At 49.3% G+C, this 23957-nt stretch carries 25 protein-coding genes and 3 pseudogenes; 17 read left to right on the top strand and 11 right to left on the bottom strand.

The window, feature by feature from the left end; translation table 11 throughout:
• Nucleotides 1–391 precede the first annotated feature (391 nt).
• Nucleotides 392–688, top strand: coding sequence for a hypothetical protein (locus tag AC6I8N_RS25340; protein ID WP_497831382.1), 297 nt, complete (start codon nucleotides 392–394; stop codon nucleotides 686–688).
• A 111-nt stretch (nucleotides 689–799) separates the two neighbouring features.
• Here AC6I8N_RS25340 and AC6I8N_RS25335 read toward each other — a convergent pair.
• Nucleotides 800–1159, bottom strand: a pseudogene (locus AC6I8N_RS25335) (H-NS family histone-like protein); the annotation flags it as partial.
• 65 nt (nucleotides 1160–1224) lie between these two features.
• Between AC6I8N_RS25335 and AC6I8N_RS25330 the strand changes: the two are divergent.
• From AC6I8N_RS25330 to AC6I8N_RS25305, 6 genes are all read left to right on the top strand, one after another.
• A protein-coding gene (locus tag AC6I8N_RS25330; RefSeq protein WP_497831381.1) for an IS3 family transposase occupies nucleotides 1225–2261 on the top strand; the annotation gives its coding sequence in 2 pieces (ribosomal slippage) (nucleotides 1225–1483 and nucleotides 1483–2261; 1038 coding nt in all).
• A 698-nt stretch (nucleotides 2262–2959) separates the two neighbouring features.
• Nucleotides 2960–3247, top strand: coding sequence for a damage-inducible protein J (locus tag AC6I8N_RS25325; protein ID WP_497831380.1), 288 nt, complete (start codon nucleotides 2960–2962; stop codon nucleotides 3245–3247).
• On the top strand, nucleotides 3244–3549 hold the full coding sequence (locus AC6I8N_RS25320) for a type II toxin-antitoxin system RelE/ParE family toxin (RefSeq protein WP_497831379.1): 306 nt from the start codon (nucleotides 3244–3246) through the stop codon (nucleotides 3547–3549). Before AC6I8N_RS25325 ends, AC6I8N_RS25320 begins: the two co-directional genes overlap by 4 nt.
• 328 nt (nucleotides 3550–3877) lie before the next feature.
• Complete coding sequence (locus tag AC6I8N_RS25315; RefSeq protein ID WP_497831378.1) at nucleotides 3878–5359, top strand: TolC family protein; 1482 nt, start codon at nucleotides 3878–3880, stop codon at nucleotides 5357–5359.
• Nucleotides 5356–6474: an HlyD family secretion protein gene (locus AC6I8N_RS25310; protein ID WP_497831377.1), complete on the top strand. Its 1119-nt coding sequence runs from the start codon at nucleotides 5356–5358 to the stop codon at nucleotides 6472–6474. Before AC6I8N_RS25315 ends, AC6I8N_RS25310 begins: the two co-directional genes overlap by 4 nt.
• Nucleotides 6467–8044: a DHA2 family efflux MFS transporter permease subunit gene (locus AC6I8N_RS25305; protein WP_497831376.1), complete on the top strand. Its 1578-nt coding sequence runs from the start codon at nucleotides 6467–6469 to the stop codon at nucleotides 8042–8044. The genes AC6I8N_RS25310 and AC6I8N_RS25305 overlap by 8 nt, the downstream gene beginning before the upstream one ends.
• Here AC6I8N_RS25305 and AC6I8N_RS25300 read toward each other — a convergent pair.
• The 3 genes from AC6I8N_RS25300 to AC6I8N_RS25290 form a co-directional block, all read right to left on the bottom strand.
• Nucleotides 8041–8766 carry an AraC family transcriptional regulator gene (locus AC6I8N_RS25300; RefSeq protein ID WP_497831375.1) on the bottom strand — a complete coding sequence of 242 codons (726 nt, stop codon included), beginning with the start codon at nucleotides 8764–8766 and terminating at the stop codon, nucleotides 8041–8043. The genes AC6I8N_RS25305 and AC6I8N_RS25300 overlap by 4 nt on opposite strands.
• A gap of 62 nt (nucleotides 8767–8828) precedes the next feature.
• Nucleotides 8829–9353, bottom strand: a complete 525-nt coding sequence (locus AC6I8N_RS25295; RefSeq protein WP_497831374.1) for a cysteine hydrolase family protein — start codon at nucleotides 9351–9353, stop codon at nucleotides 8829–8831.
• Between the two features lie 443 nt (nucleotides 9354–9796).
• Nucleotides 9797–10198 (bottom strand): H-NS family histone-like protein, encoded by a 402-nt coding sequence (locus AC6I8N_RS25290; RefSeq protein WP_021184006.1) that lies wholly within the window; start codon nucleotides 10196–10198, stop codon nucleotides 9797–9799.
• Between the two features lie 431 nt (nucleotides 10199–10629).
• On the opposite strand from AC6I8N_RS25290, the gene AC6I8N_RS25285 reads away from it, so the two are divergent.
• The 3 genes from AC6I8N_RS25285 (at nucleotide 10630) to AC6I8N_RS25275 (ending at nucleotide 12978) form a co-directional block, all read left to right on the top strand.
• Nucleotides 10630–10956 (top strand): hypothetical protein, encoded by a 327-nt coding sequence (locus AC6I8N_RS25285; protein WP_208726936.1) that lies wholly within the window; start codon nucleotides 10630–10632, stop codon nucleotides 10954–10956.
• 509 nt (nucleotides 10957–11465) lie between these two features.
• Nucleotides 11466–12098, top strand: a complete 633-nt coding sequence (locus tag AC6I8N_RS25280) for a YbhB/YbcL family Raf kinase inhibitor-like protein (RefSeq protein WP_497831373.1) — start codon at nucleotides 11466–11468, stop codon at nucleotides 12096–12098.
• A 22-nt stretch (nucleotides 12099–12120) separates the two neighbouring features.
• Nucleotides 12121–12978, top strand: a complete 858-nt coding sequence (locus tag AC6I8N_RS25275; RefSeq protein ID WP_021184002.1) for a helix-turn-helix transcriptional regulator — start codon at nucleotides 12121–12123, stop codon at nucleotides 12976–12978.
• 7 nt (nucleotides 12979–12985) lie between these two features.
• Here AC6I8N_RS25275 and AC6I8N_RS25270 read toward each other — a convergent pair whose 3' ends face one another.
• Complete coding sequence (locus tag AC6I8N_RS25270; protein WP_497831372.1) at nucleotides 12986–14023, bottom strand: tyrosine-type recombinase/integrase; 1038 nt, start codon at nucleotides 14021–14023, stop codon at nucleotides 12986–12988.
• Nucleotides 14024–14288: 265 nt separating this feature from the next.
• On the opposite strand from AC6I8N_RS25270, the gene AC6I8N_RS25265 reads away from it, so the two are divergent.
• A complete protein-coding gene (locus tag AC6I8N_RS25265) occupies nucleotides 14289–14510 on the top strand; it encodes a hypothetical protein (RefSeq protein WP_497831371.1) in 222 nt (73 codons plus the stop codon).
• A gap of 169 nt (nucleotides 14511–14679) precedes the next feature.
• Here AC6I8N_RS25265 and AC6I8N_RS25260 read toward each other — a convergent pair whose 3' ends face one another.
• The 4 genes from AC6I8N_RS25260 to AC6I8N_RS25245 form a co-directional block, all read right to left on the bottom strand.
• Nucleotides 14680–15156, bottom strand: coding sequence for a hypothetical protein (locus tag AC6I8N_RS25260; RefSeq protein WP_497831370.1), 477 nt, complete (start codon nucleotides 15154–15156; stop codon nucleotides 14680–14682).
• 245 nt (nucleotides 15157–15401) lie between these two features.
• The gene (locus AC6I8N_RS25255; protein WP_497831369.1) at nucleotides 15402–16838 is read right to left on the bottom strand and encodes a hypothetical protein; all 1437 of its coding nucleotides are present in this window, start codon (nucleotides 16836–16838) and stop codon (nucleotides 15402–15404) included.
• A 46-nt stretch (nucleotides 16839–16884) separates the two neighbouring features.
• Entirely contained in the window at nucleotides 16885–17586 is a 702-nt protein-coding gene (locus AC6I8N_RS25250) for a hypothetical protein (protein WP_497831368.1), read from the bottom strand.
• Between the two features lie 260 nt (nucleotides 17587–17846).
• Nucleotides 17847–18467, bottom strand: coding sequence for a TetR/AcrR family transcriptional regulator (locus AC6I8N_RS25245; protein WP_497831367.1), 621 nt, complete (start codon nucleotides 18465–18467; stop codon nucleotides 17847–17849).
• 294 nt (nucleotides 18468–18761) lie between these two features.
• On the opposite strand from AC6I8N_RS25245, the gene AC6I8N_RS25240 reads away from it, so the two are divergent.
• The 5 genes and pseudogenes from AC6I8N_RS25240 to AC6I8N_RS25220 form a co-directional block, all read left to right on the top strand.
• Nucleotides 18762–19889, top strand: coding sequence for an MFS transporter (locus AC6I8N_RS25240; protein ID WP_021183996.1), 1128 nt, complete (start codon nucleotides 18762–18764; stop codon nucleotides 19887–19889).
• Between the two features lie 36 nt (nucleotides 19890–19925).
• Nucleotides 19926–20231 carry an EthD family reductase gene (locus AC6I8N_RS25235; protein WP_497831366.1) on the top strand — a complete coding sequence of 102 codons (306 nt, stop codon included), beginning with the start codon at nucleotides 19926–19928 and terminating at the stop codon, nucleotides 20229–20231.
• Between the two features lie 19 nt (nucleotides 20232–20250).
• Nucleotides 20251–21108 (top strand): NAD(P)-dependent oxidoreductase, encoded by an 858-nt coding sequence (locus AC6I8N_RS25230; RefSeq protein WP_497831365.1) that lies wholly within the window; start codon nucleotides 20251–20253, stop codon nucleotides 21106–21108.
• Nucleotides 21109–21223: 115 nt separating this feature from the next.
• Nucleotides 21224–21594, top strand: a pseudogene (locus AC6I8N_RS25225) (type II toxin-antitoxin system RelE/ParE family toxin).
• Between the two features lie 45 nt (nucleotides 21595–21639).
• Nucleotides 21640–21756: pseudogene (locus AC6I8N_RS25220) on the top strand (helix-turn-helix domain-containing protein); the annotation flags it as partial.
• A 128-nt stretch (nucleotides 21757–21884) separates the two neighbouring features.
• Here AC6I8N_RS25220 and AC6I8N_RS25215 read toward each other — a convergent pair.
• Nucleotides 21885–22097 (bottom strand): helix-turn-helix domain-containing protein, encoded by a 213-nt coding sequence (locus tag AC6I8N_RS25215; RefSeq protein ID WP_051337958.1) that lies wholly within the window; start codon nucleotides 22095–22097, stop codon nucleotides 21885–21887.
• Nucleotides 22098–22250: 153 nt separating this feature from the next.
• Between AC6I8N_RS25215 and AC6I8N_RS25210 the strand changes: the two genes are divergently transcribed.
• The gene (locus tag AC6I8N_RS25210) at nucleotides 22251–22748 is read left to right on the top strand and encodes an Lrp/AsnC family transcriptional regulator (protein WP_497831364.1); all 498 of its coding nucleotides are present in this window, start codon (nucleotides 22251–22253) and stop codon (nucleotides 22746–22748) included.
• A gap of 8 nt (nucleotides 22749–22756) precedes the next feature.
• Here AC6I8N_RS25210 and AC6I8N_RS25205 read toward each other — a convergent pair whose 3' ends face one another.
• Nucleotides 22757–23626 carry a DMT family transporter gene (locus tag AC6I8N_RS25205; RefSeq protein WP_497831543.1) on the bottom strand — a complete coding sequence of 290 codons (870 nt, stop codon included), beginning with the start codon at nucleotides 23624–23626 and terminating at the stop codon, nucleotides 22757–22759.
• Between the last annotated feature and the right edge of the window lie 331 nt (nucleotides 23627–23957).

The raw sequence follows: 23957 nt of genomic DNA, 5'->3' as shown, positions 1-23957 counted from the left end.
AATGGATGATGTAACTATAATCTGAGGCTGGCTGCGCGTCCTGTAACTGTACGACCTGAGTAACACGCCCGTATGCGGCCCTTTCGGCCCGCTTACGCGGAGATACGTCCCTGCGGCGGCATTCTGCCTTGCCGGGCCAACTCCGTCGGCGCACAATAATTACTGTAGCGCTTTTAGTCCGTATGGCTTAGCAGTCTGCTGTCCCGAAAATATGGCCTTTGTGCCTCAAATGCTGCAACCCACACTCAAAAACGCCAGGAACAGGACTGCATATCAGGGCAGCACATAAAAATGGACCGGGAATAAGGGCTAAGGCAGGATATAAAAACCACAGACACTTTTAACGTCATTAACAATGATGAATTTCATAAATAAATAAAAGGATAGTGTTATGAAGAAATTGATTATCACAGCACTCATGTTTGCAGCAGCAGGTGCTGCTCACGCCAGGGGCTATAGCTATCATATACCCTCCACTGGCTCATACCATTCGTCTGCCTCGGGTCACTATGGAACAGGAAGCAGTGCCTGGCACGATCACGTCACTAGCTATACACGCAGCAACGGAAGTCATGTGTCTTCATACATGCGGACACATAAAGACAATACTCAATATGATAACTTCAGTGCTAAAGGAAATTACAATCTCTATACGGGTAAACGGGGCACGAAAACACCGCGCTATTGAATAACAGCCGAAAAAAGAATATCTGAAGAATAAAGTAAGACGATGATGAAATATTGCGTTTTAAAGATGAATGGATGTGGGCACTTAGCCCACATCACATCGAAAGACTATTTAGATGAGGAAATCATCCAGAGATTTACCGCTGTCGATTGCCGCTTTGATCACCGCCGGAGTTCGGCCCTGACCGGTCCAGTGTTTTTCCTGGCCGTCTTCGTCAGTATATTTATATTTAGCCGGACGGGGGGCACGTTTTGCACGCGGTTTACCTGCTCCCTGCAAAGCACCCAGCAACTCAGTTGGGTCAATACCGTCTTCCAGAAGCAGCTCGCGATATTTAGCGAGTTTTTCTGCTTTCTCACGCACGGCGGCTTCTTCTGCATGACTTTCTTCACGACGTTCAGCTACCACAACACTGAACTTCTCAAGCATTTCCTCAAGATCAGCTAATGCCAGTTCGCAAGCCTGTGACCTGCTCCCCGTTGATTAATACACCGCGATGTTAGTAATGTCTTCATAAGCCACATGAGGACATCCCCATGAAGAAGCGATTTTCCGACGAACAGATCATCAGTATTCTCCGCGAGGCCGAAGCCGGGGTTTCAGCCCGGGAACTCTGCCGTAAGCATGCTATTTCAGACGCTACCTTTTACACCTGGCGCAAGAAGTTTGCCGGCATGGAAGTTCCCGAAGTGAAGCGGCTCAAGTCGCTTGAAGAGGAGAACGCCCGTCTCAAGAAGCTGCTCGCTGAAGCCATGCTGGATAAGGAGGCGCTTCAGGTGGCTCTTGGCCGAAAGTTCTGACGACAGATCAGAAGCGGGAAGCCGTGGAAGTCATGTGTGAGGCCGCAGGTCTGTCGCAACGTCGTGCCTGCAGGCTGGCAGGTTTGTCCCTGTCGACCTGCCGTTATTCGGCTCAGCGTCCGGCTGCTGACGCGCAGTTGTCTCTACGCATCACAGAGCTGGCACTTGAGCGCCGCCGCTTTGGTTACCGGCGTATCTGGCAACTTCTGCGGTGTGAAGGCCTTTGCGTTAATCACAAGCGGGTTTACCGCATCTATCACCTTAACGGCTTGGGTGTAAAACGCAGGCGCCGCCGTAAGGGGCTGGCGACTGAGCGACTTCCGCTTCTTCGCCCGGATGCACCGAACCTGACATGGTCGATGGATTTTGTCATGGATGCACTTGCCAGCGGCCGCCGGATTAAGTGCCTGACCTGTGTGGATGATTTCACGAAGGAGTGTCTGACGATCACCACCGCTTTCGGGATTTCAGGTGTTCAGGTCGCGCGTATTCTGGACAGCATTGCGCTGTTTCGTGGATATCCTGCGACGGTAAGAACCGATCAGGGCCCGGAATTTACCTGCCGCGCACTGGATCAATGGGCCTTTGAACATAGTGTTGAGTTGCGCTTAATCCAGCCGGGCAAGCCAACTCAGAACGGATTTATTGAGAGTTTCAACGGTCGCTTTCGGGATGAATGCCTGAGTGGACACTGGTTCAGCGATGTTCTTCATGCCCGGAAAATCATTAATGACTGGCTGCAGGTCAGCATATTTCTGCAATGGACAGTTTAAATGTTTGTATCTTCAAAACACTCTGGTTCTCTAAAAAACCAAGACAAATTTATGCTATCGCGGATGCCTGCAGGCCGGATATCAATAATCTGTGGGAGAACAGTCAAAGGCTGTCATCACCAGGTGATGGTGTCGCTGCGTGAATTCTGATGAACACGCATGGGATTGGGAGGAGATTATGCGCTGCTACGGGTGAGGTGAATTAAACCGAGTGATTTCTTTGTCGCGTTTTGTGACGATGATAGAGGGAATCATGAAGTCGCACATGATGCATTTAAACAGATGAAGCATGACGGAATTGAAACCTGTGAGCTTTTATCGGTGCAAACATTCCCGCACGATATGGTCGAGGAGGTTTATGTCTACCGGGATACCGTGGAGGATGAGTCCCAGGCATAATTAGTAATCCGTTCAGGCGTCTCTACGTGAAATCTAAGAAAAGAGCAGGGTAATGCGTGTGGAATTTTGCCGTAGCGGCGCGATTTATCGCGCGGGGTTTCCATAATCATCGCAGAACGATGCGCGATAAATCGCGCCGCTACAGGTGGGGTGTGCCGGGGAGCATATCCGAATACGTAATTTAACATAATAAGTATATACAGTAGTTTGGCTGCATGATTAGTTTTGCATCCGAGGATGACACTAAGATGGTTTACGCTCATAATGACAACACAAACGACACCACAAGAGGCAGCATTATGAGCAGCACTATTCATTTTCGGATAGATGATGAAACGAAACGTTTGGCTATGCTTGCTGCGGAGCGCCAGCAGGTGAGCCTTACTGAACTCATGCGTCAGCGCGCAGAAGAGCTGGCAGCAGAAGAACTCCGATTTCAAAACAGTGATCATGAGCACTGGCTGGAGCAACAGATAGCTCACGCGTTCAATCGTCATAACTCTGGTGAAGGCGAGTACCTTAACAATGATGAAGTGATAAAACACATGGATGATCTGCGACAGCGAGCTGCTCAGGGGAAATTGTGACCACGAATATTGTCTGGGAGAGACGCGCGCTGGCTGACAGAGAAAACATTTTTCTCTACCTGAACAAAGAAGCAGGTGCTTTAGTCGCCATTGCTGCCGATGACAGACTCGCAGCGATGGTGAGTATACTCAAGGAAAACCCTATGGCTGGAGTACCGGCCGGGCGCACCGTCAAACATAGAAAGCTCGTAATACCACACTTTCCCTTCATAGTTGTGTATGTGGCTGACGAAACCAAAGTGAGCATCCTCCGTATCCTTCATACATCCCGAAAAATAGCCGGACGATACAGCCACAGTTAAGTCTTTTAGACTTTTAAGATTCGAATAGTAAGAAGGGTACTACGGGTGTGGTTTGGCAGGCAGAAACGGATAGATAATTTAACATAATAAGTATCTGAAGTATTTCATCTTGTACCCAAGCACAGATGACCGGGTTCAGACCAATTTGGCCACCCCAAGCCTACACTTCGCTGGTTGTTCAACCAAAGGGTAGGGCAAGAAAGTTTCCTGTCACGCTACCTTCGCCATGCCCGAATGTCCATTTCGCGATAAAGATAGTCCAGCACGCGACATAAAGACACCCAGCAATTTAGTAACCTGGACGCATTCTCATTAACGAGTTTGTCCAATGAACAAATCCGCTGGATGTTATGTTGCCTTATTCCCCCTGCTGTTAGCAGGTTGTACATCAGGGCCGGAACAGCCCCCCATAACCACTTTACCCGTGAAACTCGACGGGCAAAGCGTGTCCATCCCTGATAAGTGGTGGACCCTCTATCACGATGCGGATCTGAATCACGCGGTTGAACAGGCGCTGACTAATAATCGCGATCTGCGTATGGCCGCTGCAAATCTCCGGGCAGCAAAAGCTGTGGTGGATGAAACGGATGCAGCGCGTCTTCCCACGACATCCCTGAATACTCAGGCCGGATACGGCAGTACTGCAAATGACCAGTTAGAAGCCGCTCTGGATCAATCCGACCATATCCGTACCGGTGCACGTTATGGCATTGGTATCGATGTGCAGTGGGAAATCGATTTTTTTGGTCGCCTCCGTTCGATGCGCCATGCAGCCAACGCCGATGTGCTGGCGGTGATGGCAGAAGAGGAGGGCGCGCGCGTGCTGGTTGCAGCCGAAACCACCCGCGCCTGGCTCAGTGCCTGTAGTTACGCCCAGCGGATCGGTATCGCACAGCGTTCTTTGCTGCTGGCAACACAGGGCCAGCAACTCGCCAGCCAATTGTATCAGTCCGGTGCAGGTGTTGAGCTGGATGTGATACGTGCGCAGAACCAAGTTGAACTGGCAGCAGCTGAGCTTCCTCCCTTACAGGCTGCGCGCCACAATGTCCTTGCTCAGCTTGCCGTATTAATGGGGCAATTGCCTGACAACCCACCTCAGGCGGCAATGCAGTGTCAGTCAACGCCCTCGCTGACAAGCATTGCGGTTCCTCATAGTGAGGGGATGACAATGTTAAGCCGACGCCCGGATGTCCTGCGCGCTCAGCAGGCGTTGATTGCGGCAACGGCTCGCATCGGCGTCGCTACTGCCGACTTCTACCCCCAAATATCGATTGGCGGCAGCGTGTTCAGCTCAGCCCATCAGCCAGATGGGTGGGATAAAAGCGGAGCGACCATCTGGAGTCTCGGTCCACTTATTTCCTGGTCATTCCCGAATGAGAGTGAGCAACGCGCACGTCTTGCTCAGGCGAATGCCCACGAGCAGTCTGCTCTGGCACATTTCGATGCCATCATTCTTGGTGCACTGAAAGATGTACAGCAAGGTATGACGAATTATAACGCGGCATTACAACAGAATGCAGCGTTACAAAAGGCGGCGGCTGGCAGTCAGCATGCGTTAAAACTTGCGTCCATTGCCAGAAAAGAGGGCGCAGCGACCGCGCTGGAGTTTCTGGATGCACAACGCACTGACATCGCTATTCAGCACCAGTTAGCCAGCGCCGACACCCAACTGATCAATACACAGATCGCGCTGTTTAAATCGCTCGGGGGCGGCTGGCAGCAGGCTCCGTCCATACCCTTACCAGAGCCGCAGCGTAGGCCTGTTCCATCTCAGATCTCCCTTGTCGATAACAGAGAAATAAAACAATGACCAAGAATCCGCAGGTTGCTGAAAAGCAGGCCTTTACTCATCACTATGCAAAACCCCGCCCCCGTACTCTGATGATCGCCATATTTCTGCTGATCATCGCACTGACATGGGGAATTTACTGGTGGACGACCGCCCGCTGGATGACCGATACCGATGATGCCTATGTGCGGGCCGATATTGTGACGCTTGCACCACGGGTCAGTGGTTATCTGGCGGTCGTAGAGGTTCAGGATAATCAGCGCGTCAGCGCAGGACAGGTGCTGGCCCGGATTGACGATAATGAATATCAGGCGAAGGTTAGTCAGGCGGAAGCGGTCGTGAAGTCAGCAGAGGCGCAAAAGCGTCTCCGGCAGGCGCAGATTTTCAATCTGGATGCACGTCAGGCACAGCAGAAAAATCGCGTTGATGAAGCGATGGCAACCGTCCATGCAGCAATAGCCGAATCCGCCCGTGCCGTGCAGGAAGCGCAGCGACAGCAGCGGCTGGTCAGTCAACATGTCAGCAGTGAACAACTGCTGGAATCCGCTAACGCCCAGATGAAAAAAATGGTTGCCTCAGTTGCGCAGGCACAGGCTGCATTATCAATCACCCGACAGGAGAGCGGGGTGCTGGCGAGTGAGCGGCAGGCAGCCGTAGCCGAGCAGGACAATGCTGATGCGGCGTTGCGCCAGGCTCAGGCGCAACTGAATCTTGCGCGGATTGATTTAGCCAGTACCAATATCATCAGTCCGATTACCGGCACCGTCGGACAGCGATCCATCAGAACCGGGCAATATGTTGAAACGGGGGCACCTTTACTCGCGGTGGTGCCTGACAATGTTTATGTGATTGCCAACTTCAAGGAAACCCAGCTTGATCACATGCACATTGGTCAGCCTGCGGAAATCAGCGTTGATGCCTATGGTGGCAGGCGCTTTCGTGGAACGGTGGACAGCTTCGCTCCAGCCTCTGGCGCTCAGTTCGCGCTGTTGCCGCCAGATAACGCGACGGGGAACTTCACCAAAATAGTCCAGCGTATGCCGGTGAAGGTTCGGCTCTCAGAAGGACAGTACGGAGAAGATGTGATTCGTCCGGGGATGTCCGTTTTGGTGACCGTGGACACCCATCATGACTAAGCAACTGACCATAGAACCCACAAACTCCATTTCGCTTCGTACCTGGGTAGCCGTGCTGGGCAGCGTAGTGGGCTGTTTTATGGCGGGGATGAATGTGCATGTGACTAATGCTTCATTGCCGGATATACGCGGCTCACTGGGTGCGTCATTTGAAGAGGGGTCATGGATCACCACGGCTTATCTGGTAGCGGAAATCATCATCATCCCTGTCACAGGCTGGCTGGTATCAATTTTTTCGATGCGCAGAGTCCTGATGACCGGGACCACGGGCTTTGTGATCTTTTCGGTCCTCTGCTCTATGGCACCGAATATACAGACCATGATCGTCTCCCGCGCGTTACAGGGTGCCTTCGGTGGCGTTCTGATCCCGCTCTCTTTTCAACTTATTGTCAGTGAGTTGCCTGCCAGAAAACATGCGCTGGGCATGGCCCTGTTCGCCGTTGCCAACAATGTTGCTCAGGCTGCCGGGCCGTCACTGGGAGGCTGGCTGACAGACGTCTATTCCTGGCGGTGGATTTTCTATTTGCAGGTGCCACCGGGTCTGTTGTTGCTGGCGGCGATTGGCTGGTCGGTTAAACCCCAGCCACTGATGCTGGAAAAGTTACGGCAGGGAGACTGGTGGGGCATTATCACCATGGCACTGGGGTTGTCTGCACTCCAGATCATGCTGGAAGAGGGCGAGCGTAACGACTGGTTTTCTTCCGCCTATATCATTAACTGTACGCTGCTGGCTGTAATCGGATTGGTCGGGTTTGTCTGGGTTGAACTCAGGAGTAAAACACCTTTTATCAACCTTCGTCTGTTGGGACGTTACAATTTTGGCATCGCCAGCCTGATGCAGTTCTGCTTCGGTGCCGTGGTATTTGGCGTGGTCTTTTTGGTGCCGAACTACTTCGCCGAGGTACAGGGATATAACGCCAGCCAGATCGGTATCATGATGATCCCCTATGGCATCATTCAGTTCATTATGTCTTTCGCCACACCGCATTTGATGCGCTGGACCAGTGCGCGAACCATCATCATCGTCGGATTTCTCATCACGGCTCTGGGATGCCTGATGAACATCCATCTTAATCCTGATGCGGCGGCTAATGTGATTGTGCCCTCACTGGTGGTACGCGGCATCGGCCAGTCGCTGGTCGTCGTCGCGTTAGGGGTGATGGCGATTCAGGGGCTGGAAAAAGAACAGGTTGGATCTGCCTCGGGTCTGTTCTCCATGATAAGAAATGTTGGCGGCGCGATAGGGATCGCGCTGTCGAGTCAGATAGTGGTGGAGCGCGCCAGGTTTCATGCCGTACGACTCGGTGACGCTGTCACGGATTTTTCTCAGGGCACCCAGGGAAGCATGGTCGCGATGGTAAATCGGTTGTCTCACCAGCACATCAGTTACGCTGCGGCGCTCTATGGAGAGGGTTTAACCCGTTTACGTATGCAGGTGATGGCACTGATCAACCAGGAGATACAACGGAATGCGTTGCTGATGGCATACAGCGATGCTTTTTATCTCGCGGGGATCGCCATGTTGCTCTGCGTCATCACCGGGTTGGTACTGCGAAAAAGCAACGATTAAGAATAAAAAGCCGAAGGCGGCATGCCAAATTGACGTTTGAAAGCCGCCGCAAAAGCACTCTGGCTCTCATAGCCATGCTGTAACGCCACCTGTAAGACCGGCTGGCCCTGCGCCAGAGACTCCAGCGACAGCAGCAGTCTGGCCTGCTGCCGCCAGCGGCCAAATGTCACGCCGGTTTGTTTGTGGAACTGACGATGGAAAGTTTTGACTGTCATCGACAGCAGGTCAGCCCAGTCGTTAGCGGTTCTGGCATCAGAGGGTTCCGCAGACAGCAACTGGCAAACTCGTAAAATGCGGGAATCCTGCGGCCAGGGAAGGTTGAAGGGTAAAACCGGTAATGTGCACAACTCATCAAGGATAAACCGCATCAGACGCGCATCACGGCTATCTGGCAGGTAATCTCCCTCGACTCTGGTCGCCGCCAAAATCAACTCTCTCAGTAACGGAGACACTTCAATAACGCAGTCCTCGTCGGGAAGTCCCGGTATCGCATCGGGCAGCACAAAAATACTGCGCATCCTGGCCGCACCACGCATACGCACCGTGTGGCTGATACCCGCTTTTAACCAAACGCCTCTGCTGGGTGGGACGACCCAGCGCCCTGCACTGGTCTCAATGACCAAGACCCCTTCAATCGCATACAGCAGTTGAGCGAGGTCATGACTGTGCGCAGGAATAACATGTCCATTTATGAAGTCTGCCGATACGGCCGTTACCGGCATCGCACCCTGTTCAGGAAAAAAATGATTCACTGCATTATTAAGCACAGTTATTTGACTCAGTTTTATGCCACCCATTCCTCTGTGCTGACCAGACTAACAAAGGGGCCAGCCAGAGTCTGGTTATGATGGCGAATAATATTATCCGCTGTCAGGGCCGGATTATCGATCGTAGTATGTGCATCTGAAATCAGCACCACTTTAAACCCGGCATCAAAAGCTGCACGACAGGTGGTATCCACACAAATCTCTGATTTCATTCCGGCAATCACCAGTTGATCAATATTGCTTCGCTTAAGCTGCTGTAGCAGTACCGTATCACGGAAACAGTTAGGATATTTTTTGATAAATACGCTGTCCTGTTCAACATTGACGTTAAGTTCAGGTATCAGTTGCGTCAGGGGACTCTGCTCACTAAAAGGTGATCCATCCGGGCCGGTGTGGCGGGCAAAAAACAACGGAGTACCTGACAATCTGGCTTTTTTAATCAGAAGTCTGATATTGGATAAAACTGAGCTGGCAGCATAGGGAATATGCGGACCATGAAACAGTCCCTGTTGCATATCAATAATCAGTAATGCATTTTTCATGAAGTGTCTCCATTCAAACCGGCGATGAACGGAGTTTTGATCCCCGTCCAGAACGGCGGGGTTTGAGATTCTGTCTGCTCAGGTATTCGCCACAGAAACACTCACGCCGCCGCAGGTTGCGGTGGTAGTGGTGGATGTGGTGGTGACCGTAATCAGATGCATTGTCTCACTCTTGGATAGCAGGTACTCATGACGAAACTAACATAAAGCTTCGAATAAAGTATGCAGTGTGCTTACTTATGCAAAATTAATCGTACTGCGCATGTCTTGCTCAACAATTCGCACTCAGTGGTGTTGCTCGTTATTAACCCGGGTGCAGGGCCAGAGAAATAGGATTAGAAACTTGTTGATGTGATGCAACAGTGATAAGTCTTGATTGAATAGACGGCAAAAAAGAAATGCAATGATGTGGGCACTTCGCCCACATCACATCGACAGGCTATTTAGATGAGGAAATCATCCAGAGATTTACCGCTGTCGATTGCCGCTTTAATCACAGCTGGCGTGCGACCCTGGCCGGTCCAGTTCTTTTCCTGGCCATCTTCATCGGTATATTTGTACTTGGCCGGACGAGGTGCGCGTTTTGCGCGAGGTTTTCCTGCACTCTGCAAAGCACCCAGCAGTTCAGTAGGATCAATACCGTCTTCCAGCAACAGCTCACGATATTTAGCGAGTTTCTCAGCTTTCTCACGAACGGCCGCTTCTTCGGCATGACTTTCTTCACGACGTTCTGCAACGACTACGCTTAATTTCTCAAGCATTTCTTCAAGATCAGCCAGAGCCAGATCTCGTGCCTGTGCACGGAGTGTACGAATGTTATTTATCGCTTTCAGTGATTCGTTCATGGACATCTCCAAAATCTGGTTTTGAATGTAAGAAGGTCGTTATCTGCATGACCTCAAATACTGCTTTAAATTGAGTATATACATACTGATCTTTCCAGTGAAGGGAATTTTCATGATGAAGCTATTATATTTTCAATTCTCTTACCCATTTTGTTAAGAGATGAGGTAATACCTTCTCTTAAATTTTCTCTTTAGACATAGGTTGTGCAGGTTATGTGAAAAAACGTAATCTTATCTTTAACTCTTCAAATCACCTCAAGTTGAAGAATACGAAATGTAACTTCAGTCTGGCATTGTTCTGACAGGATTCACTGGAGCAAAATTCAGATCCAAAGGATCCCAGTAGCCAGAGTGACTTTCGGAAATTATGTGTGATGGAAGATCGCAACATCATGATACTGTACAAGAAAAGTATTCATCGAGGTGAAGCAATGCAAGACGAACTTCTTTATCAGAGGATCGGACAGATTATTTATAGCTGTGGACCCGCGAATGCCAGCGAGTTGTTTGTCAAAGCCAAACTGTTTTCTGCAACTGGAGCAGGGGAGTTCGAATTTGATTATCTGGATGACAGTGGCGAGCCGGACTGGTTCGAGCCTGATCATCTGGCTGTTGCCGACTTATCCGAAGCGTTACGCGAACTTCAGCAGCATTCTGTCGAAAGCGGTATGCCTGATGGGACTGCGATTTGGTCCAAATGTGAAATAACCGTCAATGTTGCCGAAGAAAAGATCGACATCGTTTTTCAATATGAATAGATGGTTCAGAATCTATGGCAATAAAATATCGGTTTCGGCTATTGTTTGTCGGTTGAAACCTATGTGATTAATCCTATTTCACTTATTACAGGGAGATTTTTTTGCGCACTGCATCGATGACAAAAATCACGCGCAACAGTCGATGTTGGTCCAGTGCCTGTTTAACCGCAGCAAACGCAGAGTCACGCTGACTGCTGAAGGTACTCTTTTCCTGGAAGCGAGACGATGTATCCCTGCCTTTAATAACTGACAATGTACTAAAAATGATTTTAATGGCTGTGGATTTTATTAAAGACAACTTTAATAAACTTTAGTTTTGTTTGAATCGTACTTCCGGAAAGTCCATAGTCACCACAAGCCATGATGATGCACATCAGATAACCAATCCGGTCCATAATGACGGCTTCGGGGATAAATTTGACCGGATTAGATCGTCATAAAGTCGAGAAGCTTCTTATAATCAGGTTGACGTTGATTGTCGTTCCATCCGAGTCGCACAAGGAGAAGAGATGAAATTATTCAGCCACAGCTTCAATGACGGGGAAGTCATCCCCGGGAAAAACAGCTTCGCGGTTTATGATGCACAGAACCATGTACGTTTGTCTGATAACCAGAACCCGCATTTCGGCTGGTCAGATTTGCCTGCCGGAACACAGTCACTGGTATTGATTTGCCATGATTATGATGTCCCGACCAGCGGCGAAAACGTCAATCAGGAAGGCAAAGTTGTTCCGGCTTCACTGCCGCGAACCGATTTCTATCACTGGTCGCTGTTTGATATTCCGTCTACGCAGACAGAAATCGCTGAGGGTGCACAGTCAAACGGCATTACGGCCAAGGGCAAAACCGGGCCGCAAGCACCTGGTGGACTGAAACATGGCATCAACGACTATACCGCCTGGTTTGCCGGCGATGATGCTATGGGCGGGACTTACTATGGTTATGATGGCCCATGCCCACCCTGGAATGATGAGATCGTGCATCATTATGTTTTCACATTATATGCACTGGCAACGCCGACCCTGACAGTCGAAGGCGAACTGACTGGAGCTAACATCCTGCAAGCAGTGAAAAAGAGTCATGTCCTGGCTGAAGCCAAGCTGACCGGGCTTTATAGCCTGAATCCAGACGTGAAGATTTAACGATACAAAATCAGGAAAAACCATGACCAGTGAAAGTGCATTGCCTGTTAAAGAGAGTCCAGTGCCAGGGTCTGGTTTTTCCCGTGACAGTCTTCGGCGGGCAAATTTAATCTCCGTTGCATGGCCAGAATTGAAGATTCAGCAGAAGGCGAGTTCATTTTTCTTTTATGAACCGACACTGTTGCTGGTGCTTTCCGGCAGGATTGAGTTCTCCCACGTCGCAACTTCGTATGAACTGAACACACCAACGCTGCTGGGCGTGATCGACCAGGGGGTCGATGCTGACTATGTTAAGTATCCGGCAAACGATGCTTCCCCGTTTCGTTCCCTGTTTATTTCCCTGAATTCGGATGTGCTCGACGGTTTCTATCAACATTTTCCGCAATATCTCGCCGCTGCCAGAAAAAATGCGCAGATAACCACAGTGGAATTACTGAGCGATATTAAAGACTCAGTGCAAGATTTACTGGCAACGCTGCAAAACCCACTGATGAGTGATGAGCGGGTTCGCCTGCGCATCTTTGACCTTCTTCTGGTACTGGCGGAACAACGTGTTCACTTCTTATTACCTCATCAGCAGGGAATTTTTCCACGTCTGAGCAAGCTGTTACGAGAAGCGCCGGATAAAGGATGGACCGCCAGACTTGCCGGTGATGCACTGGCGATGAGTGAATCGACACTTCGACGACGCTTGCGGCAGGAGGGCGTGCGGTTTGAACAGTTGCTTTTGGATATCCGGATGCACCATGCCCTAATGTTGATCCAAACTACCCACTGGAATCTTACCCAGGTTGCTGATGCATGCGGCTACAAATCGGTATCACGATTTACCGAACGATTCCGCTATCGCTTTGGTAATTCGCCAGCACAGCTGAGATAACTTCAGGTCAGTATCTGCCTTTCTTTTTTTCCATCATATCGACCATCGCACCTTCATGCGCATCAACATTACGAATGTAACGCATCAGGGTTTCAGGCTTTTTCCAGGTGCCTTCCTGCATGATCTGCGCTACCGGATAGCCATTTTTAGTCATGTCCTGCGCAGCACCAACACGCGCACTGTGACCACTCCAGTTACGGTAGCGGTTTTTATTCGCCCTGACTGGCTCGCTCTGACCCGCAACATCCCAGGCTTTTCTGAAAATGTCCTCAACAGCAGGGCGACTTAATATTTGGTGTTCTGACGGAAGCGCCTTATTGGATCGATGCACCCGACAGAACAGAAATGCATCAGGCTCACTTAACAGGCCAGATGCCTTAAGCCATTCATCAATACGCTGGCTGGAATAGCTGCTCAGCGCTTTGATCAGTCCACCCGTCATGACGATAGTTTTTGTATGTGAAATGTCGAGAATGATCCGCCCATCTTCAGCCCTTGAGATATCGCGCACGCGGATGCGCGAAATTTCACTGATACGGAGCAGGGTGCTGTAGGCGATATGCAGAAAGGCGAGGTTACGCAATTCCTGCAAGCGTTCAGAACCCGCCCAGTAATCATCGACCTTCTCCAGATCGGCCAGTCTGAACGGTACGGCCTGACCTGCGCGCTCCCCGGACGTCACCGCCATGCGGTTTATCTTCTTCATTACACGATAAATCAGGGGTGAGACGTTTGGCGGTGTGACTCCGGCGTTACGGTGTAACATTGAGATCAACGAGGCATGCGTTGAAATGGTACTTGAGGCCCGTCCAGTCTGCTGTAGCCAGGAGAGATAGTCACGGAGATCGCTGGACAACATTGGCAAAAAGCTGCGTTGATTTTCCTGCGACCAGCGCCAGCATACTGCCATTACACTCATCAGCTGTGACCAGGTGTTGGTTGAAAACGCATCCCTGTCCTGAACAAACTCTTTCAGTCGCGCTGAAATGTCACCGTCATCGGGGAAGTTGAGAGCCAGAGCGGTGTTCTGTACAAATTCCGTCATTATTGTGTGTTATTTGGCCGATTATTGAATTGATCGCGCTACGTAAATTCTGGAATAACGCGCGGGGAATTACCCTGCAAATTTTACGTAGCGACGCCTGATTTATGAACAGTTTTGTTGCTGATGCCAAAAATACGACTGGTGGCAATTATCATACCCGGATCCTTTAAAGGATCCTAACTTTACATAACTCCAATTATGTAAAGTTAGATGGCTAAAATGAAAATGGCTCGTACTAGAAGTAGGGGGAACAGATGGGCTCCATATGAAATTATCTGGCGTCATAAAAAACCGTACTATTGCCTTAGCAGAACTTATCAGTGACGAGAAAAGAAACCGATATCATATAAATGACGATGACTTGATCGAGCTTGCATCTGGCGAGGTTGTGGCAATATCTAATCAGTGGGGCATAGGCAACATAGAACGAGTATTAAACTTTTTCCGTAGGGATGGATTTATTGTAGAGAAAGTTGAAGTTAATTAAAATCCATATGGCTCTAACTTTTTTACCATAAAGGTATGGGGCAGACCGTTGAAAAAATACCAGTGCCAGCCCCAGTGAGACAGCCAGGTGAGAAAGTTTCCCATAACTGCCCATAAATAATTATTTTTTAGAGTAAAACAGCTCCTAATAATACACGATGAAATATGTATTATAACAACTCGCAGTTTTTGTCATTATAAAGCAATGCAGCTGAGTTTGTCAGGGCGCTACTGTATTTTGACCATGTCTGATTAGAGTCAATGCCTTCCGAAAATGCTTTCCGTGCTTGCTCTTGTTCAGCATTCCATAGTGCGCCTTTCACAAACTCATATGACGTGTGATAATCATTTAGAAGAGCACTCCAAATCATCGGGATCTTACCCGCTGCTTCTTTTGAAATATTCCCTGCATCAATACCCGCTAAAAATTCATCTGACTCTTTGCTAAAGTTTTTAGCAAGGACCTGCAATTTTTTACCGTCAACCTTTGCCTGGGCACCGAGTGCGACACATTCCGCAAGCCTGACTGCTCGCGTTGCATGCCCGGCTATCTCATCGGATTGAGCCGGTGTATAGGTGATAACGCTGGCATGTACATAGGTTGAGATAAAAATGCTGGCAGAGAAAAAAACGCGAAATAAGCCCACCCAGAAATCAATTTCAAAATAAATCCTTAGTTACTGATTTTAATTAATAAAGTTGAACCTTATTCTATCTCTGAGCGAGTAGCGATGTCTATTACCATCGCATGATGTACATTATGACGGCACTGAATACCGATAAACACATTTTACTGCGTTAACATCAAGGAAACCGAAGCATCCCTGATGTTATTCCGTCCAGGTAGCAGCCAAACGTTATGGCCGCATCCAATACCCGATAAAAAGCGTTTTTAACGGGTAATCCCCACATCCGTAATTGCTATCGGTTTTACCACACCATGATAAGTACGTTCGAGGGGAAGGAAGATCCGCAAATCATTTAACCATGCGATTGCTGATTTTTCCGGACCATCTGAACCTGACTGCGTACATTCCACGCGCCAGTAACTCCCGGTAAATGCGGCGTTAATCTTTGCAGCATCTCCACTGGATACGACGTCGCAGTCTCGCTCAATCCGCGTGACCTTTTCGCCGTCTTGCCCCTTGGTCAGCGTTAGCACATGATAATGCTGCCCCTTAAATAAAGGGAAACGTAGCGTAGTTTCGATCCTTTGCGTGATGGACGGAAGAGGGCTGATGCTCATTGCCCCCTCCAGTTGAATGTCATTGGCGACCATAATGCGCTGCGCGAGAAAAACGTTGTAGTCCTCAAGCCGCCGTACCAGTCCATTAGCCTGAACATCAGCGATTATTTTCACCGGCTTATCATCGGCCTGCGTTTCTGACCATTTGAGTTGTCTGAAGCGAGGCTCCGCCCAATTCGCAATCAGTGCCATCCCCTTCGACTCCACCTCCGGTGTCAGCGGAAACTTCATTATCCAGTTCGGATTATTATCCCTGAAGTCAGGAAGGATTGGTCCGCTGTATTTGGCAACCGTTTTATGCGGATGACTCTGGTATTTCCCTGATCCGGCATAGCGCTGGGGTTCGTCCATGCGGCACATTGTTTTGAATGATTCCACAACTGCCGGACTATTAGTAAAGTCGGATGCACGCTTTTTCATTGCTTCACCGATCAAACTGTCGGTAACGAACCCGTGAGGATCTACATCTGTCGCCCCGATCACCGTGTCCTGGTCGGTTTTACAGTCGTAAACGTGGTATTCGACTTTAAGATCAAAAGGAGCATCGTAAGGCGGGTCGTAATCGATCTCATCGTAGCCGTAACCCAACCGGACAAGCAGCTTGTCCTTAACTTTGATGACATTCGCGACATCCACCAACGAAGAGGCTTCCGGAATATCCTTACCGACATTATTTTTCTTTTCGCTGTAAACCCAGTCGCTGTTTTTAACTTTGATATCGCACAGGATTGCGGCTGCTTTTGCCTCATTACCAGATATTTCCAGCGGCGGGGCGTAGCGCCCATAACTTTTATCGCCGTAAAAGCGCTCACTCAGTTTGCCGTCTTTATTTAAGATATCGAGATACAATCGGTAATATTTTTTATTCCCGCAGTCCACGGTATTCCAGCGTTCAACTCTGGAACCATTATTCAGTTTCACCATCGTGACGTAGGTGAGGTGGTCATTCTGACGATAGAAATAAAGAGGATTGATAAAAACATTGCTGACATTCGGCGGCGGCAATTTTTCATCGCTGGCTTGTACCGCACTGACTGCACACAACGTTGTCAGTGCTGCCAGCAGCGTTATCGACTTTTTCATTTTTTACCCTGTTCTATTTTCCCATGATGCCTATATGTTGGCCGCATCAAAGAAAGGATCGCACCTGGCTGGTGAAGGTTGTTACGCAGCTATCCATGAGTTTCTGCGTGACCTCATTTACTTTGGCATAATTATTTGCCTGCCACTGCGGGAGGGTGAATTGCGGCGTGGTTGCATCCGAGCTGCATTCGATTTGTTTGGATGTTGGGTGTCCCGCTGGATCGCTGACAGTACGTGTGAGTGTCGTCGTCATCACTAATTGATAATTGTCATCACCGCCTGCGAGATTTTTATAAATCAGCTTCCAGGTCAATGGCTTTATAATTAGCGGTTTTTCGTATTTTTTGGTTGGCAGACGATCCATCTCGGCTTTCAGGACTTCGCTCACTCGCGGGGTCAGGTATGAAAGCGACGGATTCATAACGCCAACGGCTTGTGTTCCTTTAAGTTGATCCTTGCTAAACCCCTGAATCTGGCCGCCGACAAATATCATTGAAACAAACTGAAGTGTTTTTAATGCCGTCGCTTTAGTGGTGTCACCTTGAGTGATATAACGCAATTGTGTGTCTGATGGGCGGCTGTAATCGGTTTCGAGGTCCTGCCAACCTTCAACAGTAAGCTGGGATTGGTTTTCTGAAGTAATTGTTTCAGTCTGAACACGCTTTTCAGTCGGAGGAAGGGGTTTTGAAGCACATCCGGTCAGCGTTAATGTTGTTGCCAATAGAGACAGAGTCAATTTTTTCGACATGTTTTCATCCATAAAAGTAACGGTTTACTATGGGAGATAATATCGGCAAAAGGGCGGAAAACTTTATCTGCACTGCAAATTTGCTGTCGGCTGGATTAATTCATCAGGTAAATGAGGGGGAGTTTCGCTGAGCTATAACAACCATCAGGATACGTTATTCGTACCCCGATGCAGTTACGCAACGCTATTCGAATAGCGGTTCAAACTGAATTCGCATCCGAAGATGGGTAATCTTCCTGCCGTTATAACGACGGAAAATATCAATCTTCATTCTGTTTATTGCTATCCCACAGCCACATCATCTGCGTGATAGCCTTGTTCAGCTCATCAAGGCTGGCACCATCGCGCGCCTGAATCGATATACCAAACAAAAAAGTACTGAACATTGCCGCTAATGCTTTCACATCGACGCTTTTGTTAAGCTGTCCCGTCGCAACGCCACGCTCAATTGTTGCGACAACGCCTGCTCTGGTGCGATTACGCGAGCGATCCAGCGGTTCAGCGACAGCAACATTTTCAGCAGAGGGCGCGCTCATCGCCCCCAGACCTACCATGCAGCCGGATGGATGTCCTGGCTCACATTGCATTTCTGCTGAACGGCGTAACGTCGTCTCAAGAGCATCGCGAGCTGACAGGTTGTTATCCCATAAGAACTCGGTGACCTGAGCATAAGTGGCGATATAACGCTGCACGCACTCCCGGAATAGCGCTTCTTTCGATCCAAAAGCGGCATAGAAACTGGGCGCAGAGATGCCGTTGTTGATCCCGGCCTTCAGTTGGGCGAGTGAGGTTGATTCATAGCCATGCTGCCAGAAAAGAAACATGGCATCTTCAATCGCCTTATCTCTGTCAAACGTTCTTGGTCGGCCCATAGTCGCCATTGTTTTCTCCCGTCAGAATCTAACGACTAACATACTAATCGATACATATGTCGTTGACAAAGATTTCCTTCCTGACTAATGTATCGATCGATACACAAATAGATCCCATAAGTTGGCACCCGGTTATACCAGGTACAAATTTCCACACCAATATATATACCAATCGGTACATATCACAACATTGAAGGACGTATGGAGAACGAGACCATCTTTACACAACCGAATGAGCGAGCAGCTCCGCAACCCCATTCAGAAACACAGAGGCTGCCAGTTTCAGCGTTACTTGCCCTGGCAATGACAGGTTTCATCTGCATCATTACTGAAACGTTGCCAGCCGGATTATTGCCGCAAATCGCGTCTGGCTTGAGTATCTCGAATTCCCTCGCAGGTCAGACCGTGACTGCTTATGCTCTTGGCTCACTATTGGCTGCGATACCGCTGACCATTGCCACGCAAAGCTGGCGACGCCGCAATGTGCTGCTGCTTGCCATTGCCGGTTTCTTTATTTTCAACTCGATTACCGCGTTGTCCTCACATTACTGGCTCACACTGATGGCACGATTCTTTGCCGGGGTAGCGGCAGGGCTGTCATGGAGCCTGCTGGCCGGTTATGCGCGTCGTATGGTTGCCATCCACCAGCAGGGTAAAGCTATGGCGATTGCCATGGTCGGAACGCCAATCGCCCTTTCACTGGGCCTGCCATTGGGAACATGGCTTGGTGGGGTAATCGGCTGGAGAAGTGCCTTTGCCGGGATATCTGCCCTGACCGTTGTGCTGGTGATATGGGTGCTGACCAGCGTGCCCGATTATCCGGGGCAGTCCCGCCATGAACGCCTGCCGCTGCTGCACGTACTGACTACCAAAGGGGTACGCCCGGTCCTCAGCGTCGTTATTACCTGGATGCTGGCGCACAACATTCTTTATACCTACATCGCACCGTTTCTTGATTTGGCGGGCCTCGCTTCACAGACAGATGTCATTCTGCTCACTTTTGGACTCGCGGCATTGCTGGCGATCGCGGTTACCGGGCGTCTGGTAGATCGCCATCTGCGTACCTGCGTGCTGGCTAGCCTTGCCATTTTTACGCTGGTTTCTGTGGTGTTTATGGCCTCTGCACAAGTACCGGCGGTGATTTATGCCGGTGTAGCGGTATGGGGATTCACTTTCGGTGGCGCAGCAACGCTGCTGCAAACCGCGCTGGCGGATAGCGCGGGCGAGGGCGCTGACCTTGCGCTCTCGATCAATGTGGTGGCCTGGAACGGCGCTATCGCAGCTGGCGGTCTTGTTGGCGGCATTTTGCTCAATAACTGGGGGGCACAGGTTTTCCCACCGGTGCTCATCCTGCTGCTGATCATCGCATTTCTTATCACATGGCGGGCGCGGGAACAGGGATTCAGAGCAGGTGCGCGCCCAGGGCATTAATCCTTTTCCTCATTCCGCTTAAACCAGGAGATAACCATGACACACGTAACCGTATACGTTACCTACGCCGGAACGACAGGATCCCGTTTTGACCAGGATTACTACCACAGCAAACATCTTCCGCTGGTGATGGCGTCATTTGCCCGCTACGGCCTGCTCAGCGTTGCAGCCTTTTATCCGGCAGTGCCTCAGCCAGGAACCGTTGCGATATGCGAATGCATTTTCCGCGATGACACCGCCATCGAAGCTTCTTTTACTTCACCAGAAGTCACTGCGGTAATGGCAGACGTCGTGCAGTTTACGGATATTGCGCCGGTGCGTGTACGCGCCAGCCATATCTAATTCATCAGAGGACAACATCATGAACATTGGCATCATTGGGATGGGCGCGATGGGGAGTGCCATCGCGCGAAATTTAGTGGCTGCCGGACACCGGGTATATGCCTGGAGCCGCTCAGGCCGTGAGATTGAGGGCATCATAAACGTCAATGCGCCGGGAGAGGCGTTGCTGGGTGATGTCGCAATAACTCTGCTTTCTGACGATGCAGCAATCCAGCAAGTCATCATTGATGGCGGCTTGCTTGCCGGAGCCAACCCAAATCTCGTGCATATTATTTCCTCAACCATATCGGTAAGTTTTTCACATCAACTAGCCCTGGTTCATCAACAAGCCGGGATAAGTTATGTAGCAGCGCCGGTGTTGGGCCGGCCGGATGTCGCCGCACGCGGGGAGCTGAATGTCCTTGCTGCCGGTCAGCCAGATGCGTTGGACCGAGTGAGGCCGGTGCTGGACGTCATCAGCAAACGCGTATGGGAAATGGGAGAGAAACAAACGGCTGCACATGCAGTGAAGATCGCCTGCAACATGATGATCACTATGGCGATTGAAGCGATGGCGGAAGCCGTAGTGCTCACGGAATCCAATGGACTGGATCGAGCACAATTCTTTGATCTCATACTCAATACATTGTTTGGCGGCCGGAGCTATCAGGTCTATTCACGAAATATCATGGCAGAGGTTTATGAACCGGGGTTCAAAGCCAGTCTGGGCCTGAAAGACCTGGGACTCGCCAGAGAAGCCGCCGCAACATTGAGTGCAGAGCTGCCCATGCTGGCAGCAGTGAACGAGCAAATGGCCCGCGCTGTTCATGCTGACGGAGGTGACAAAGACTGGTCGGTCATCGCGGATTATACGCTTCGGTCGGCGAACAGACGCTGAGCAAAGAACTAACTTCCAGCATCTAAATAGAAGATATTGGCGTCTAAAATGTTGCATATATAACCTACAAGGTATAATCCTTTTATAGCTTGTGGGTTATAGGAAATTGATGGAATTGGCCTGGGAAATCATCACACGGACGTTATTTGATAACTGGTGTGAGGCTCAAGCTGACGAGGTGCAGGAAGAAATTTTAGCCCACTTTGGCATTTTCGAGGAAGACGGTCCTAACCTGGGGCGCCCACAGGTCGACCAGCTTAACGACTCAAATTATACCAATATGAAAGAACTGCGAGTACAGGTTGGTGGACACCCGTTCCGCTTGTTCTTTGCGTTCGATCCAACGCGTAAGGCCATTATCTTATGCGCCGGTGATAAGAAGGGCCAGGTCGAAAAACTATTCTACAAACGAATGATTAAAATTGCAGATGCGAGTACGCATCACATCTGAAATCACTAGAGGCAAAAGAAGATGGCGACGTATAAAAAATTGCTCGAAAAACGCTCACCTGAAAGCCAGGCGCGCATTGCAAGGTTGATAACGACCCTAAACTGTCAACCCTGAAACGTTACGTCGCTGCCCTGGGTGGTGAGTTAGCGCTTGATGTAACCTTGCCAGATGGTAAGCGTATTGCGCTTAATCTGTAAAAACCACAGATGCCGCATCAAAAAGTGGGGCTTTTTATCCACTTCAACCAGGTGATGTATCATGACTTTTTGCACCATGACCTTCTCGTACCGCTAAGGCATAGCATGCGTACGCATGGGTTCCTGAGTTAAGACAGATTCAGGAAATCTTTTAACGTGAGCTGAAATCCAGCGGATATCTTCTCGATAGTCGCCAGCGTCGGACTCGATTCTCCTCGCTCGATCTGACCGAGCATTGATTTGCTGACCCCGGTCATTCTCTCTGTTTCACTCAAACTCCAGCCCTGCGCTTTTCTCAAATGTCGCAAGCGTTCAGAGATATAAATGTCAATCGAAGCCATTTTCACCTTCATCAATACTGGCGTTGATTTAATTCTGATTGATTTTTTTATATTCCAATGAAAGGATGCAAACAAGCAATTCTCGTAGCCAGCAAAAATATAAGAACAGGCTATGACAAAAATAAGATATTCATATTATACAAGGCGGAGATCATGGAGCAAAAGAAGAATCCGGACATCACAAATGGTGATAAAACACTCGACCGCTTTGACATGGCAATACTCCGAATTTTACAGCGTGACAGCTCTATCGCTAATGTCACCCTGGCTGAGAAAATCAACCTCAGCCCTCCCGCTTGTCTGCGCCGTGTCGAACGGTTAAAAAAGCTCGGTTTTATAAAAAACACTGTTGCATTACTCAACCCGGAAACATTAAATGCGGGTCTGGTGGTGATGATTGGCATTGTTCTTGATCGTTCCACTCCTGAATCCTTTAAAGATTTCGAAGGTGAAGCTGGTAAAATACGCGGCTGCATGGAATGCCATATGGTAAGCGGTGAGTTCGACTACATTATGTTAATTCGCACCGCAGATAACCAGAGCTTTAATAAACTCCACGCCGAGCAATTATTATTTCTTCCCGGTGTACGCCAGATCCGTTCATTTATTGGTTTGCGTGAGGTGTTTTCTACCACACAAATACCTTTATAAAACGGTCGTCATGCTTTTTTCCGCGTCAGTAACGCAATACCCAGAGCAATCAGCAACGCGCCCGCCATCAGAGGTAATGTCAGTTCTTCGTGCAATGCAGGCACCGACACCAGCAGGCCGGTAATCGGCACCAGCAACATCATTGATGAAAGGGTGACGCCGGATAACCATGCACTGGCGGCATTGACCGCACAAAAACAGAACGCCGTGGCGACCGGCCCCACAAATAAGGTGATTGCTAACAGCTCGCGGGAGTTATCGCCGCTCCAGTTGCCCTCAAACCCCCATGCCAGCGGCAGTAGCACCAGGGTAGCGAGCAGCATTTGCCACGGTGCCAGTTCAAAGGCATTGAGTCGGGAGCCAGTATGGCGCAAATGCAAAATGCAGATAGCCCAGCAAAGAGAAGCCAGCAACAACAGTCCGTTGGCGATAATTTGCCCGTGATCGTGCCAGTCGAGAGCAATTGGATTAAATAATACCACAATACCAATAATGCCAATTAACGCACCGGACAACTGGAGTGAGGATAATTTTTCTTTAAACAGAAACACTGAAACTGGTACGACCCACAATGGCGTTGTGTAGGCCAAAACGGCAGATTTTCCGGCGGGCAGATAATTCATCGCAATACATCCCAGCGCAGTAAACGCCATCATCTGTAACAGGCCGACACTGAATATCACCGGCAACTCCCGGCGTCCAGGAATACGTATCCGTCCTGTCGATAATTGCAATAAAAAAAGGACGGCCGCACTGGAGGAAAAACGCAAGGTAGAAAACCACAATGGCGTGATATGTGAAAGACCCGCTTTCATCACCGGCCAGTTACACCCCCATAAAATAATCGCAATGACTAATAAAATTATGCCTTTCAACATCCCTTGGCGGGCACTGCTCGCATATTGGTAATTTTCAGCCATGTGATTATTCATTATTAATATGGGGGAGGAATGGACAAAGAAATAGCATTGTTAGCCGCGTGCATTCAATAGAAGGCAACGATGAATTCAGGGGTTCTACATCAGGTCAGCCTTGCTCAACAAAATCAGGATAACCTTATGATTTTTAATCAAAAACCCAAGGACGGGTCGATGGAAATCCATTAGCGATGTTAATTTTATTTCGTCATGACGCCGAAAAATGTAACTTCCAGTCGAGATCATAAAAATGAATGGATTTTTATTAAAAAATACGTGATTAAAACGAAAT

The organism is Pantoea sp. X-Soil-TKNS-1279, from assembly GCF_059730565.1.
This window is presented reverse-complemented; position numbering and strand designations above follow the sequence as displayed.